Source organism: Algoriphagus sp. NBT04N3 (genome assembly GCF_019443765.1).
Lineage (GTDB): Bacteria > Bacteroidota > Bacteroidia > Cytophagales > Cyclobacteriaceae > Algoriphagus > Algoriphagus ornithinivorans.
In genome coordinates this window covers 1,593,431-1,608,897 of sequence record NZ_CP048415.1, presented here as the reverse complement: position 1 = coordinate 1,608,897, position 15,467 = coordinate 1,593,431, and the positions used below count along the sequence as shown (strand labels likewise).

13 protein-coding genes and 2 tRNA genes are annotated in these 15,467 nt (G+C 39.1%); 12 read left to right on the top strand and 3 right to left on the bottom strand.

Going from position 1 to position 15,467, the window contains the following annotated elements; translation table 11 throughout:
* Positions 1 to 37: 37 nt before the first annotated feature.
* From pdeM to GYM62_RS06850, 12 genes are all read left to right on the top strand, one after another.
* Complete coding sequence (gene pdeM, locus GYM62_RS06905; RefSeq protein ID WP_219958862.1) at positions 38 to 706, top strand: ligase-associated DNA damage response endonuclease PdeM; 669 nt, start codon at positions 38 to 40, stop codon at positions 704 to 706.
* A 57-nt stretch (positions 707 to 763) separates the two neighbouring features.
* Complete coding sequence (locus tag GYM62_RS06900) at positions 764 to 1,654, top strand: ABC transporter permease (RefSeq protein WP_219959422.1); 891 nt, start codon at positions 764 to 766, stop codon at positions 1,652 to 1,654.
* Between the two features lies 1 nt (position 1,655).
* On the top strand, positions 1,656 to 1,868 hold the full coding sequence (locus GYM62_RS06895; RefSeq protein ID WP_091650849.1) for a DUF3098 domain-containing protein: 213 nt from the start codon (positions 1,656 to 1,658) through the stop codon (positions 1,866 to 1,868).
* Positions 1,869 to 1,888: 20 nt separating this feature from the next.
* The gene (truB, locus tag GYM62_RS06890) at positions 1,889 to 2,575 is read left to right on the top strand and encodes a tRNA pseudouridine(55) synthase TruB (protein WP_219958861.1); all 687 of its coding nucleotides are present in this window, start codon (positions 1,889 to 1,891) and stop codon (positions 2,573 to 2,575) included.
* The gene (locus GYM62_RS06885; RefSeq protein ID WP_091650857.1) at positions 2,562 to 3,485 is read left to right on the top strand and encodes a bifunctional riboflavin kinase/FAD synthetase; all 924 of its coding nucleotides are present in this window, start codon (positions 2,562 to 2,564) and stop codon (positions 3,483 to 3,485) included. The genes truB and GYM62_RS06885 overlap by 14 nt, the downstream gene beginning before the upstream one ends.
* 10 nt (positions 3,486 to 3,495) lie before the next feature.
* Positions 3,496 to 4,200 (top strand): CoA transferase subunit A, encoded by a 705-nt coding sequence (locus tag GYM62_RS06880; RefSeq protein ID WP_219958860.1) that lies wholly within the window; start codon positions 3,496 to 3,498, stop codon positions 4,198 to 4,200.
* An 18-nt stretch (positions 4,201 to 4,218) separates the two neighbouring features.
* The gene (locus GYM62_RS06875; RefSeq protein ID WP_091650861.1) at positions 4,219 to 4,875 is read left to right on the top strand and encodes a 3-oxoacid CoA-transferase subunit B; all 657 of its coding nucleotides are present in this window, start codon (positions 4,219 to 4,221) and stop codon (positions 4,873 to 4,875) included.
* 60 nt (positions 4,876 to 4,935) lie between these two features.
* Positions 4,936 to 5,277, top strand: coding sequence for a gliding motility protein GldC (gene gldC / locus GYM62_RS06870; RefSeq protein ID WP_219958859.1), 342 nt, complete (start codon positions 4,936 to 4,938; stop codon positions 5,275 to 5,277).
* 304 nt (positions 5,278 to 5,581) lie between these two features.
* Positions 5,582 to 8,455: a TonB-dependent receptor gene (locus tag GYM62_RS06865; protein WP_219958858.1), complete on the top strand. Its 2,874-nt coding sequence runs from the start codon at positions 5,582 to 5,584 to the stop codon at positions 8,453 to 8,455.
* 12 nt (positions 8,456 to 8,467) lie between these two features.
* The gene (locus tag GYM62_RS06860) at positions 8,468 to 9,931 is read left to right on the top strand and encodes a hypothetical protein (RefSeq protein ID WP_219958857.1); all 1,464 of its coding nucleotides are present in this window, start codon (positions 8,468 to 8,470) and stop codon (positions 9,929 to 9,931) included.
* Positions 9,932 to 10,209: 278 nt separating this feature from the next.
* Complete coding sequence (locus GYM62_RS06855) at positions 10,210 to 10,605, top strand: transposase (RefSeq protein WP_219957855.1); 396 nt, start codon at positions 10,210 to 10,212, stop codon at positions 10,603 to 10,605.
* A complete protein-coding gene (locus GYM62_RS06850; protein ID WP_219958856.1) occupies positions 10,605 to 11,552 on the top strand; it encodes an IS3 family transposase in 948 nt (315 codons plus the stop codon). Before GYM62_RS06855 ends, GYM62_RS06850 begins: the two co-directional genes overlap by 1 nt.
* 72 nt (positions 11,553 to 11,624) lie before the next feature.
* Here GYM62_RS06850 and GYM62_RS06845 read toward each other — a convergent pair whose 3' ends face one another.
* The 3 genes from GYM62_RS06845 to GYM62_RS06835 form a co-directional block, all read right to left on the bottom strand.
* Complete coding sequence (locus GYM62_RS06845) at positions 11,625 to 15,044, bottom strand: HEAT repeat domain-containing protein (protein ID WP_219958855.1); 3,420 nt, start codon at positions 15,042 to 15,044, stop codon at positions 11,625 to 11,627.
* Positions 15,045 to 15,220: 176 nt separating this feature from the next.
* A tRNA-Glu gene (locus GYM62_RS06840) sits at positions 15,221 to 15,295 on the bottom strand.
* Between the two features lie 96 nt (positions 15,296 to 15,391).
* Positions 15,392 to 15,463, bottom strand: a tRNA-Glu gene (locus GYM62_RS06835).
* Positions 15,464 to 15,467: the final 4 nt, after the last annotated feature.

Sequence of the window (15,467 nt, the reverse complement as noted above, 5' to 3'; positions counted from 1 at the left end):
AATTTTAATCGATTTAGATTTGAACTGTTAATTGAAAATGGGAGAAAAGGATTTGAGACAGGTAAGATTAGATCATAATGGTACAACATTATTTTTGATGAAAGAAAAGGTTGTATACCATCAAAATACAAGAACTTTTTTTATTTCTGACGTACATTTTGGAAAAGCCGCTCATTTCAGAAAGTCAGGTATTCCTATTCCTGAGCCAATACACAAGGTTGATTTAGAAACTCTAAGTCTTCTATTTGATGAGTTCTCTCCCTCTTCTGTTTATTTTTTGGGGGATCTATTTCACAGCGACTGGAATGGCCAATGGGACATATTAATGGACTTTTTGGAAACTTATCCAGCCATTAACTTTCATTTGGTTCAGGGGAATCATGATATTCTTCCCCCATCTTTTTATAAAAATTGTCCCATAGCCATTCACAAACAACCTGTATTTTTAGAAAATTTAATTTTAAGTCATGAACCTTTAGAGGATTTTTCCGAAGGATATTTGAATCTTTGTGGGCATATTCATCCCGGGATTAGGCTCCGAGGAATGGGGAGGCAATCCCTCAGATTGTCCTGCTTTTATTTGGAAAACAATCAGTTGATTTTGCCTGCTTTTGGAAGCTTCACAGGATTGGCTTTGATCAAGCCGGGAAAAGAAGCTAAAGTTTATGGAATTACCTCAGAAAAAGTGATTCCATTGCTTTCTTAAAACAAATTGGCAAAATCCTTGGGGATGGTTAGCTTTGATGTGAATTATAAAAACTCCATGGCAAATTATCCAAGAAAGAAAAAAACCTTAGGGCATTTCAAATTTGGAAGTGTACTTTTTAGCACTACCCTTTCCTTATTTATAGTTGGTTTATTTGGCGCGATCCTCATCCAAGCCAAATCTCTTTCCAGCATGATCCGCGAAAATGTGGAGATTCAGGTCTTTTTGGATAAAAATCTGAATGATGATGAAATTTCAGCTATTCGAAAAAATCTGTCCAGCAGGCCTTTTATTTTGAGAAAGGCAGATACACTTGGTTTGAGATTTATTTCTGATGAAGAGGCGGCAGCAGCTTTTATTGAAAGTACCGGTGAAGATTTTACCAAATTTCTCGAGGATAATCCATTGAGAGATAGTTTTGTGCTTTCCATTGCCGAGGAGTTTCAGACGAGCGAACAAATCAATGAAATCAGTAAAGAGTTAGAGGGCGTTTCAGGTGTCTTCGAAGTTTCCTATATGACTGATTTGGTGGATTCTATCAATAAAAACCTCTTGAAAGTTAGCATCGTGATGGGAGCTTTTATCTTGATCTTGGTGATCACTGTGATCATGTTGATTAATAATACAATCAGGTTGGCACTTTTCTCACAGCGATTTTTGATTCGATCTATGCAGTTGGTAGGAGCTACTAGAGGGTTTATTAGAAAACCATTCCTACTAAGATCATGGATATTTGGAATGCTTGCAGGTGCTTTTGCCTCCTTGATCCTTTTTGCCTTAATCACCTATGCTAAATCAGCCATTGAGGGGTTTGCCTTACTACAAAATCAGGAATTGATGTTGATCCTATTTGGAATATTGATAGTAGTAGGCGGAATTCTTTCTGTATTAAGTACCTTGCGGGCAGTAAATAAGTATTTAAATATGACTTTAGACGAATTATATTGATATGAGCAAAGCATCTTTTCCTTTTTCGAAAAAGAATTACAAACTGATGTTCATTGGGATCGGGATGATCGCTTTGGGTTTTATTTTAATCGGTTTGGATCCAGAGCCTCATGGTAATGGTGTTCTAGGTTTAACCGTTGGACCAATCATTACCTTAGCTGGTTTTATTTTTCAATTTTATGCCATTTTGGCCAAAACCGAGAAAAACAGCTGAATTTATATTCAGTATAACTTATGCAAGAAGTACCCTACGGCGAAGTTTTCTTAATCAATAAGCCGCTCGAATGGACCTCCTTTGATGTGGTGAAAAAAGTGCGAAATGCACTGAAAATTAAGAAAGTGGGACATGCCGGAACATTAGACCCTCTAGCTACAGGCTTATTGATTGTTTGTGCTGGGAAAATGACTAAGCAAATAGAAGGCTTCATGGGGCAAGAAAAGGAATACGAAGGCACCTTTATATTAGGGGAAACCACAGAATCCTTTGATCTGGAAAAGCCTGTTGAATTTGTGGCTGATGCTTCTGAAATAAAATTAGAAGACGTAAAAAGAGCTGCAGCTGAGTTGACAGGTAATATACTCCAAATCCCTCCTATGCATTCAGCTATCAAAGTTGATGGAAAACGGGTGTACGAGTCGGCCCGAAAAGGTTTGGAAGTTAAAATGGAACCTAGACCAGTGGAAGTTCGGGAATTTGAAATTTTAAGCTATCAGGATCGGAAAGTTAAGTTTAGAATTTCTTGCTCAAAAGGAACCTATATCCGAAGCTTAGCTAGAGATCTTGGCGAAATTTTGGAAGTCGGTGCTTATATGAGTTCACTTTGCAGAACCCGTATTGGTGATTTGAAACTTTCGCAAGCAAAAGAGCTTTTACCTTTAATAGAAGAAATCAAAGCCCGGAAAGCGAATGAAAATTTATGAAGGTCTAAATGAATTTTTACCGGTTACTAATCCGGTTGTGACCAGTGGCACTTTTGACGGGGTGCATTTAGGGCATCAGAAAATATTACAAAGAATACGGGAAATTGCCCGCTCCATTGGAGGAGAAACGGTGATGATCACTTTTTGGCCTCATCCTAGATTAGTCCTTTATCCTCAGGAGCACAAATTGAGACTACTGAGTACATTTGAAGAAAAGGCAAAACTTCTAAGACAATTTGGCATAGACCATTTGGTGACTATACCTTTTACCAAAGAGTTTTCCCAGCTGAGTTCCAGAGAATTTATTGATCAAGTATTGGTAGAAAAAATTCAAACCAGAAAGCTGGTAATTGGCTATGATCATAGATTTGGTAAAAATAGAGAGGGCTCCTTTGAGTATTTGAAACAAAACAGCGCTGAATTTGGCTTCGAGCTAGAAGAGATCTCCAGGCAAGATGTGGATGAAATTGGAGTTTCCAGCACCAAAATCAGAAAGGCACTAGAGTCAGGAGACATAGAAACCGCCAATTCCTATTTGGGCCGGTCTTATGAATTAAATGGCTTGGTGATAAAGGGCCAGCAGATTGGAAGATCCATCGGATTTCCCACTGCCAATATTCATATCCCAAATGATTATAAACTCATTCCAAAAGATGGCGTTTATGCAGTAGAGACTTCTGTCAACGGAAGTATTTATAAATCTATGCTGAACATCGGTAATAGACCAACAGTGGATGGAAACAAAAAAACAGTTGAGGCTCACCTTTTTGATTTTCAGGGAGACCTGTATGATAAACAGCTGACCATCTATCTAAAGGCCTATTTGAGAGAGGAGCAAAAATTTGAGAACTTAGATGCATTAAAAGAGCAGCTGCTCAAAGATCAGCAGCAGGCAAAATCAATACTATAAACCCAATATAATGATCAATAAAACCGTAAAAGACGCTAAAGAGGCAGTTGCCGATATTCCCAGCGGAGCTTTCCTGATGATGGGAGGCTTTGGATTGAGTGGAATACCTGAGAATTGCATTTCAGCCTTATTAGAAAGAGACATTAAAGACTTGACGATAGTCTCCAATAATGCTGGGGTTGATGACTTTGGTATTGGACTTCTTTTGAAGAAGAAAATGGTCAAGAAGATGATTTCCAGTTATGTGGGTGAAAATGCAGAGTTTGAGCGACAATTATTGAGCGGAGAGCTGGAAGTAGATTTGATTCCTCAAGGTACTATAGCAGAGAGAGTTCGTGCTGGTGGAGCTGGCATTCCCGCCTTTTTTACTCCGGCAGGAGTTGGAACAGAGGTAGCCGAAGGAAAAGAAATCAGAGAATTTGATGGGAAACTATATTTAATGGAAAGATGGCTTCGGGCTGATTTTTCTTTGGTAAAAGCTTGGAAAGGAGATACTGCCGGTAATTTGATTTTCAAAGGAACCGCCAGAAACTTCAACCCTATGATGGCAGCGGCAGGAAAAATCTGTATAGCAGAGGTAGAAGAATTAGTTCCGGCGGGTGAATTGAATCCAAATGAAATCCACACACCGGGAATTTATGTGCAGCGGATTTTTGAAGGTAAGAACTATGAGAAAAGAATAGAGCAGCGCACAGTATCTCAGGCCAAATCTTGATATAAACCCATTGAAATCATGCTAAGCAAAGAACAGATAGCCCAAAGAATAGCCAAAGAGGTAAAAAACGGACAGTATATCAATCTAGGTATAGGCATTCCAACCCTTGTGGCAAACTATATTCCTGATGAATTGGAGGTTGTGCTGCAATCCGAAAATGGTCTTTTAGGAATAGGCCCCTTCCCTACTGAAGATAAAATTGACCCTGATTTAATTAACGCCGGTAAGCAAACCATTACCATGGTAAAAGGATCTGTGCTTTTCAATTCTGCAGAGTCTTTCGCGATGATAAGAGGTGGTCATGTGCATCTGACAATATTGGGAGCTATGGAAGTTTCAGAAAACGGAGATATCGCCAATTGGAAAATTCCTGGAAAAATGGTTAAAGGAATGGGGGGCGCAATGGATCTGGTTGCTTCTGCTGAAAATATCATTGTTGCAATGCAGCACTGCTCCAGAGATGGCGCTTCTAAATTATTGAAAGAGTGTTCTCTTCCAATCACAGGTATCAAGTGCGTGAAAAAAATAGTCACAGATTTAGCTGTATTAGAAGTTAGCCCAAAGGGTGGCTTTGTTCTTAAGGAAAGAGCTCCCGGTGTGAGCGTGGAAGAAATTCAGGAAAAAACAGAAGGTAAATTAATTGTGGAAGGCGAAATACCAGAAATGGTTTTCTAAAAATATGAAGTTCTGGGAACCTGAGTTCGATAGCTATGGTTTCCTTCAAAATCTTAAAAAATGAAAAAGTCAGATATTAAATTTCAAATCAATTTAGACGATTCTAACATTCCAAAAGATATAATCTGGGATGCTTCTGATAAAGAAGGGGAAGGTGCAGAGTCTACCAAGAGTATCAGTTTGAATGTTTGGGATAATTTGAATCACAGTACACTCCGAATTGATCTTTGGACGGAGGAAATGTCCGTAGCTGAGATGAAGCGATTTTATATTGATATCATAAGAGGAATGGCCCAAACCATTCTGACCAGTACAGGAGACGAATATATGTCTGAAGAAATGAAAGAATTATGCGATAGGCTGGTGAAGCATGTGAATGAAGAAAATGCCAAGAGCAGCTAAAAAAAATGATAGCCTGATTTGATCAGGCTTTTTTTTTTACTACCACATGTCCTATATTTTTTTTTAGGAATTTTTAATATTTATATGCTTTGACTTAAATTTTAATAATTAAAAGAATCTTATTTTTCAGGATTTTCATAAATAGAGTCTGAGTTTCCATAGGAGGTATATATTTTCCATTTATGGCGGAAAATGATTTTTTAATTGAACCCATTGTTTATTCAGTTTTTACCTTAATTTTCGACAAAATATGCAGACTCACCCATCTCTGTGTATACTATTCACTTAAACACCAAAATAGCCTATGAGCAATTTTACACGCAAAATCTACGGAGCCTTTGCAACCTTGGCTTTATTAGTTTCCCTAGGCCTAGGGACAGTGTTTGCACAAACCACAATTTCGGGTACTGTAACTGATGCAGATACTAATGAAACTTTGGTAGGTGTAAACATCCTAGTTAAAGGAAAGGTAATCGGAACCATTACTGATCTATCAGGAAAATTTTCCCTGAACGTCAATCAAGCTCCACCTTTTACCTTAATATTCTCCATGGTGGGATATGTTTCAATGGAAATGGAAATCACTAATGCAAATACTTCTAACCTTAAAGTTGCATTATCAGAACAGACTATGCTTGGTCAAGAGGTTGTTGTTTCTGCGTCAAGAGTTGAGGAAAATATTTTACAGTCCCCGGTTTCTATAGAAAAAATGGACATCTTGGCTGTAAGAGATACTCCCTCTGATACATATTATAAAGCAATAGGAAACCTAAAGGGTGTTGATGTAACTAGTTCTTCTATTAATTTCCAAATCATCAATGCCCGTGGTTTTAATTCGACAGGTAATACAAGGTTTGTTCAGTTGACTGATGGAATGGACACTCAAGCTCCTGCCTTAAATTTTCCAATTGGAAATTTAAATGGTCCTTCAGAGCTTGACGTGGAGAGTGTCGAATTTATTCCTGGAGCAGCATCAGCACTTTATGGTCCTAATGCTTTTAATGGTATTTTGTTAGTTAATAGCAAAAGCCCATTTGAGTATCAAGGATTAAGTGCTTTTTATAAGCAAGGTGTGAATCATTTTGGAGGAAGAGCTGGAGAGCCAACGAGTCCTCAGCCTATGTACGAAGGATCAATTAGATACGCGAAGGCTTTTAATAATAAGTTTGCTTTTAAATTAAATGCTTCTTACATGCAAGCTCTCGACTGGTATGGTACTGATCAGACTGACTTAGGAGAAGCAAATCAAGGCGACCTTAGCTTTAATCCTGGATCAAATAGAGTACATGTTTTCGGAGATGAGGTATCCAATAATATCGGACTTTTAAGAAATGTTGGAGCCTTACAGCAAGCATTTGGAGCAGGTGTTAACTCTTTGCCAGATCAAATTGTATCAAGAACTGGTTATGATGAGCGGTTTTTGGTTGACTATAATGCTAAAAACCTAAAACTAAACGGAGCTTTACACTACAGGATCAATGATCGTTCTGAGCTTTCATACACAATGAACTATGGAGCAGGCACCTCAGTGTATACTGGAGCACAGCGATATTCTTTAGCTAATTTCTCCATTATTCAGCATAAACTAGAATTGAAGGGAGCTAATTATTTCTTGAGAGCATATACCACCATAGAAAACTCTGGTGATTCCTATATTGCTGATTTAACTGGTGTCGCTATCAATGGGATCTGGAAGTCAAATACGGATTGGTTTGGCCAATATGCTGGTGCATACTTACAAAGTTTATTCGGACAGGGAGTAACACCTGGGCAACTAGGTACTTCAGCACAACAGGCTATTGCTCATCAGTTTGCGAGAGGTGCAGCTGATCAAGGAAGGTTCATGCCCGGTACTCCCGAATTTGAAGCAGCAAAAACAGGTGTTAGAGGTAATGTAATCCCTAATGGCTCTCTATTCAATGACCAGTCTAGGATGAATATGGTAGAAGGTCAATATAATTTCAATAATGAAATTGAATTTATGGATTTGCAGGTTGGCGGCTCTTACAGAGTTTATGATTTGAGATCTAACGGCACCATTTTCGCAGATGTTGAAGGAAATGATATCACAATTCAAGAAGTTGGAGCTTTTGCTCAAGCATCTAAAAAGGTAATTCAGGATAAATTGAAACTAACTGGTTCCTTGCGATATGATAAAAATGAAAACTTCCAAGGACAGCTTAGTCCAAGAATATCAGGTGTATTTTCGCAAGGAAACAATAATTTCAGACTATCTTATCAAACTGGATTCCGTAACCCTACCACGCAAGGACAACATATTGATTTGAATGTAGTTTCTGCTAGATTAATAGGGGGTTTGCCTTTTTATAGAGAGAAATACAATATCTATGAGAATGCATATACCTTGAATTCTGTAAATAAGTATGTTGCTGCCGTGGGATCAGGTTTATCTCCAGTAGACCCTAGAGCAACCGGATTGTTAGAAAGAGCTACCCCAGATTTGATTCCAGAATTGAGACCTGAGCGTGTACAGTCAATAGAAATAGGTTACAAGAGTTTGTTAAGTAATAATAAATTACTTGTAGATTTTGCTTATTACTACAACATCTACAATGACTTTATTTCTCAAACTGCTGTTAGAAAAGCTCCAGGTCCTGTATTCCCTGGTGCAATGCCAGATACAGACCAAGGAGCATTAAATGCGATCAATGCACCTACTCTTCTAACACCTATTACTACTCCTGGACAAGAAAACACATTCCAGACCTACACTAATATCGTAGGCCAAGAAGTTAGAGCTCATGGAGCTGCTTTAGGGTTGACTTACAACTTACCTAAAAACTTTACTTTGGGAGGCAATTATAACTTTAATAGATTGATATCCGATATCAGTGATGATTTCCTAAATGATTTTAATACTCCTGAACATAAAACCAATATCACTTTCGCTAACAGAAAGGTAACAGATAAGATTGGTTTTGGAATAACTTACAGATATCAAAGTAGTTTCAGATGGGAGTCGACCTTTGCGCAAGGAAATGTACCTGAAATTCACACATTTGACGGACAAATCAGCTATAAAGTGAAAGATTTGAAATCCATTATCAAAATCGGCGGTTCGAATCTTTTCAATAATCGTTATTTCCAAAATTTTGGAGGTCCAACTATTGGAGCGATTTACTACGTTTCAATCACATTTGATGAATTATTGAACTGATAATTTGCTAACATGAAATATATTAATAAATCAATATTCTTACTAGTATTTGGCGCCCTTGCAGCCTGTACTTATGATTTTCCTGAACCACAGTTAAATGAACCTACTGCAGGATCGGCAGATTTCTCTAAAATAATATCTGTTGGAAACTCTTTGACAGCAGGTTACATGGATGGTGCTTTGTATAATAGGGGTCAAGCAAATTCATTTGCAGTAATATTTGCCGAGCAGGCAAAGACTGTAGGAGGCGGAGAATTTAACGTTCCTTCCATTAATTCAGAGAATGGCTTCTTTCAAATGGGGCCTCAAGGTCCTCTTGGAAGACTCATTTTAAGGGTTAATCCTCAAACAGGAGCAGCCAGTCCCGCTCCAATCGGTCAAGGAGATCTTCCTTCTAATTTCACAGGGAATAAATCTAATTTGAATAATTTTGGAGTACCAGGAATAACTCTACTGACAGCCCTTATTCCACAAACAGGAGGTCCTGCTTCTCCTCAAAACCCAGCATATAATAGACTTTATGAACGATTTGCTTCTAATCCTGGAACCTCTACAGTTATAGGTGATGCTTCTGCTGCTCTAGCAAATGGTGGTACTTTCTTTACATTTTGGTTAGGAAGTAACGATGTGTTAGGGTATGCTACTGGAGGTGCTTCAAACCCAGCAATTTTAACTTCTAACTCAGATTTTCAACAGCGCTTATCAGCTGCATTAGGGGCACTACTTCAAGCAAATCCACAAGCAAAAGGAGCTGTTGCCAATGTGCCTAGCCTAGCAGTTTTGCCTTATTTCACTTTAGTGCCATGGAATGCTTTGCCGTTATCGCAAGCTCAAGCTGATCAAGCAAATGCAGGTTATGCACAATATAATGGTGGCTTGGCAGTTGCAAAAAATGCAGGATTAATTACAGCTGAAGAAGAACAATTGAGAAGAGTTCAATTTAAAGCTGGACAAAATGCGTTTGTAATGTCAGACGAATCATTGACAAACTTAAGTGCCTTGGGATTACCTTCATTAAGAATGAGTAAATCGTCTGATAGAGCTACATTACCATTAGCGCAAGTGTTAGGTCAGAGTGTAGGAGGAAACCCAGCTCTTTTAAGGGGAATAAGTTTTCCTGTAGAAGACCAATATGTTTTGACTCCTCAGGAACAGGCAGAAATCAATCAAAAAATTACTGCCTTCAATTCAATTATTACTGCTGCTGTACAGGGGAATAATGAAAGATTGGTTCTTGTTGATGTAAATGATTTACTTAATAAGGTTCTTCAAGGTCAGGTTTCTTCTGGAGGTGTAGCATTGACTGCATCAGTTGTTCCTCCTTCAGGTGGTTTCTCTTTGGATGGTGTACATCCAAATGCAAGAGCACACGCATTTGTGGCTAATCATTTTATTGAGGCGATTAATGCAAAATGGGGGTCAAATATCCCGAAAGCCAATCCAAATAACTTTATTGGTAATGACCTGCCAAGATAATTTCATACCGATGTAGAAAAATACAATCAACCACCAACCTAAAATCGAAAAGCCACTTCAAAAAAGTGGCTTTTCTTATTTTTCTAGATTTATCTATAATTCAAACTGAATCAAAACATACAGGAATAGAAAGCCAGATTTTATCATTCCCCTACTCCTTTCACCTCCAATAACTTTCCTCCTTTAGATTTTAATTAAGTCAAACTAGCAGTTCAAATCGTCGCTACGCCCTTTGTCATTCCCTGAAATAGGTTGACCGTTTTTAAATCAGAATGAAGATGCTAAAAACGGGAAAAAGGATCAATTCACATCGAAAATTTTCTGAAGAATTTAAACGTAAATTGGTAGACGACTTCGAAAAAGGAGTCATGTCTGTTCCTCAAATGCAAAAGCATTACGGAGTTTGTAATGCTCTTATTTATCGTTGGATTTACAAGTATTCCACTTACAATGAAAAAAATATCAGAATCGTTGAGATGAAAGACAGCCAGACACATCGGTTAAAGGAACTCGAAGAAAAGGTCAAGGAGCTCGAACGAACTGTTGGACAGAAACAGATCATGATTGACTATTTAGAAAAGATGATTGACCTGGCCAAGGAAACCTATTCAATCGATATCAAAAAAAACTCCAATACCCCACTCTCTGGTGGTTCCAAACCAACAGGAAAGTGATGAGCTATTCTCTCAATGAACTCTATCGGACTGTTGGGGTCAGCAAGCAAGCAGTTCAGCAGGCCAAACTGAGGCAGGATCGCTTTGACAGGGAGCTTGCCGAGCTGGTAATTTTGGCCGATCAGCTGAAGGAGGAACATCCGGGATGTGGGGTGGAAAAGATGTATTATACCCTGAATCCGAATTGGATGGGCAGGGATCAGTTCTGTGAGATTTTCTTGGGACTGGGCTATGGAGTGAAGCGTGTAAGAAACTATCATAGAACCACTTACAGCGGGAGCTGCCACTATCCCAATCTGATTGAAGGAATATCTGTTACCCGCCCCTTTCAGGTGATCCAGAGCGATATTACCTATTTTCACCTAAATGGGGAACACTATTATCTGGTGTTTATCATAGACGTCTACACCCGATTACTGGTCGGTTATTCGGTCAATGACCATATGAGGACCAAAGGCAACTTAGAAGCATTGACAATGGCACTGAAACTCTTGGACTTTCTGCCTTGGGGACTGATTCACCATTCAGACAGAGGATCCCAATACAGTAGCGGGGAATATACCCGATTACTGAAAACAAACTGTATCCACATTAGCATGGGGAAAGTCGCATGGGAGAACGCCTACGCAGAACGCATCAATGGAATCATCAAAAATGAATACCTCAAAAGATGGAAGATCAAAGATATAAATGAGCTAAAGAGAAAAGTGAAAAAAGCGGTCAACAACTATAATACAAAAAGATTGCACAGAGCCTTTGATATGAAGTATACACCGATGGGATTCTACCAAAAAATACTAGATTTACCTGCCCAAGAAAGACCGACGGTGAATGTTTATACCGAAGGAAAGAAAAACTACTCGGGGGCATCGAGCCCCCAAGTAGTTTGCCCAAGAGAAGAACCTCTGGCTCATATATGCCCGATGGAATTTATAAATGAATGTTGAACCAAACGGTCAACGTTATTTAGGGATGTACACACTTTTCAGCTTTCACACTTCAGCATTCAGACTTCTAACCTACTCTTCTTCCTTATTCAAAGTACTTAAGAAACTCACCAAATCCCTGATTTCTCTCTTGCTGAGAAGTTCTCCTTGATTTGGCATACTTGACGATGCTAATTTTTTGCTTTGAATCTCTGCTTCCGAATAGGTTTTTTCAGGGTTGGATCCAACTTTAATAGTTACTCCAGCTTGACTCTCTCCCAAATAAGTGCCAGTTATGCTTTCTCCATTTTTTAATTCCAATGTAATAAAACCAAAACCAGGAGCTATTCTTTTACTAGGCTCTACTAGCGCAATCAATAATTCCTCTCGACTTAATTTATTGGCCACTCCATTTAACTTAGGACCAGCGTTTCCACCCATGTCATCATACGCATGGCAACGAATACATTGCGCAGTCTGGTTTTGAAAGAAAATAGATCTCCCGGCCCGTACATTTCCTTCTGCCAAGGCTCCAGCATAGAGTTTCCATGACTCTCCTCCGGTCTTTTGCTCCAGCATTTTGTTAAACTGAGATTTCAATTCATTGGATGATGTTGCATCGATAGCTTCTTCTAATTCAATCCAAGTGCTACTTGGTAAATCACCTTTAGAGAAGGAAGCCAAAATGGAATTCCATTCCTTAAACGAAGCGCTGTTTTCCATGCTTCCTAGAGTTAATAAAGCCCTTTGCTTTTCCGGACTTGTTCTTTTATCAATAATATCCATCAAGAGGCTAACCTTTTGCTCAGCTGGAATTGACGTTTGGGAAAGTAAGCCCAAGCCTGCAACTCTGACCCCTTGATTGCTGTCTTTCATGGCCAAAGTAATAGCTTGAGCTAATTCAGTAGCCTTCATTCTTTCTAAGGCTGTGAGTGCTTCTATTTTCACTGATTCATAAGGGTCAGTTTTTAATTTGGCTAAGAGGGCTTCCGATGCCTCTTGAATTCCTAACTTACCAATGGCTTTGGCAGCTTCCTTCCTAACTTCCATCTGAGAACTTGATAAGCCAGCGATCAATACATCCTTACTTTTTTCACGAAATAAAGAACCTTCTCTTTTAACCTCTCCACGGAATCTTCCATCCACTCTATCTACAAGAGATGGTTTAACCCAAGTTCCAACTGCAGCTATAGCCTCCAATTTGAGGGATTCTGGCACATTGCTCCTGGAAACATAGGACAGTACATGATTTAACTGTTCTTCTCCGCCAATTCGCTGATTTGCACTAATAATTCTTCTAACCAATGGCTCGTTCGTAAATGGAGTTTGATTCAAAAGTGCTGCTAAAGCTGGCATAGCTTCCGTTACTGAAAAATCATCGTGAATCGCCCTCGCAGCTTCAGTTACGATTAACTCCTCCGAGTCTTGTAAGAAATTAGCTAAACCAGGGCTTTCTAATCTTCTTAAAGCCAAAACAGCTCCCATTCTAACAGCTGCCGAGGGATGATTGGATAAGGCAGTGATTTTAGCTTCTTCACCTATTCTGGCTAATGCCAAACTTGCAGCATGTCTGAGGTAGGCATCTTCATCACTATTTTGTTCCAAAAGATGAATTAATGGTTCAGTAGCACTTTTTTCGGCGGCTCTTCCCAATGCCTCTGCCGCAAAAAACTGAGCTCTTGCATTAGAATCCTTTAGGTTGGCAATTAATTCCTTGCTTGCTTTTTTATAGCGAATATCTCCTAACCATTTAGCTGATTGGGCTTTGATTTCAGGATCTTTGTCTTTTAAAAATGGAACAATCGCATTCGCATAGTCCATTGACTCCATTCTTGCTAATTGACTCAAGCCTACTATCGCGTGGATTCTGGCATATTGGTTCGATTGATCTTTCAGAACTGTCTCAAAAACCTTTGCACCCTTCTCTCCTCTTTTGGCTAATTCGAATTGAGACTTTCTTCGAACTCTCAAATCTTGGTGAAACAGTCTGCTTTGTAATTCAGATTCCTTTAATTTCTTGAAATCGGCCTTAAGCTCCTTTTCAGTATCTTTTTGTAGCTCCCAGTTAATAGCCTCTTCATCCTCCAATTTCCAGATTCTTCCGTAGTTTTTGGTGCCCCATCCATCAACCCAATCAGCAAAATACAATGCTCCTTCAGGACCAAAATCCATCCCAGTAGGTAATACTCCAGACAAAATTCTTTCCGTTGACTTCAGTTCAAAACTCGCTCCCTTAGGTTCCAAAGTGAACGCATGAATACCAGAATTGGCAGCATTTCCTACAAATTCAACTACAAAGAAATGATCCTTCCATTTGGGGCCTAAACCAGAACCTGGGTTGAAAACCATACCTGTTGGCCCGGATACATAATTGGCAATAGGTGGAGTAATAAAGGCCGCCTGAGATTCCCAACGTGGTACAAAATAGCGCTCGTCCATCCACACCTTATAGCCATTGTTATCAGGATCCCGGTACTTTCCGAATTGCCAGTTGATTCTCCAGCCAGTATCGGAGCCATTAGTTAGGTAAACCAATCTTTCTTTTTCTCCAGGATGATCTCCATCGTTGTCAACGGAAATCAAATTATTATGCGCATCGAAAACAAATTCATGGGTATTTCTGACACCCATGGCAAAAATTTCAAAATCAGAGCCATCTGGATTAGCCCTAGCTATAACTCCTCTATTCGGATATTTCCATTCCTGGCCATCTGGTCCTTTTCCATTAAAACCAATGTCTCCAATTCCCCAGTAAACACGGCCATCAGGCCCCATTTCCAATCCTGACATCCCATGAGCTCCAAATCCAATATGAATCCCATAGCCATGTGAAATGGAGGTTTTATCGTCCATGATACCATCTCCATTTTTGTCAACCAATCTCCACATATCAGGTCCCACACCAACATAGAGCGCATCTTCGCCCATCATCACAGCTCCGGCTACATCAGTCACCTCATCGTTGAAATCCTCTAAGATCAATTGTGAAAAATCTGCAAGCCCATCTCCATCAGTATCTTTTAATTTATAGATATGCTCCTTTTCCACAGTCATGTCTCTCCAATCATGGGAACCGTCACCATTCAAATCTTCTAACCAAGTGTTGAACTCACTTCTTTCTGGAGATAATTCAGCTCTTAGAAATGCTCTTTTGTCTTCAATATTCTGCAAGGCAATGGATCTGATTTCCCAATCCTGATGACCTCTAATATCAAATTCAGAATTTTTCTGTCGGTTTGTTCTGGAATAAAATAATTCCCCCTGATCATTGATATGAATTGAAATTGGGTCATATACCAAGGAATCAACTCCCCAAATAGAGAGCTTGAGACCATCTTTGAGAACAGGATTAATTTGAGCTCTTGCCGCTTCAGCTTGAGGACTGAGTTGCTCTAGGGTAAAAGTTTTGATCCTTAAATCAACCGGCTCTTCTTTTTTACAGGAGGATAAGGTGACAGTTCCAATTAGAAGCAAAGCTATCAAATTGGAAAATAGGTTTTGGGATTGATGCATATTGACAAATAATAGGTTTGACAAATGCAAAATAATCAAAATGATTAAGGGAGTATTTTCCGTTGATCAAAAATGCTGTAAAACAAAAATCCCGACCAGAAGTCGGGATTTTGTTCACTTTAACCACTAACAACCATAAAACAAAAATGCTTTTAAACTCAGTAAACGAGTTACTTTGGTAGTCCGTACGGGAATCGAACCCGTGTTTCATCCGTGAAAGGGATGCGTCCTAACCCCTAGACGAACGGACCATTTGGGGTTGAAAAATTATCAAGAAGTTGCACTGATTATGAATGAAAATCTTAAATTCTCAAATCAAGCTAGTCACTTGATAATCAGCAATATAGTAGTCCGTACGGGAATCGAACCCGTGTTTCATCCGTGAAAGGGATGCGTCCTAACCCCTAGACGAACGGACCATTA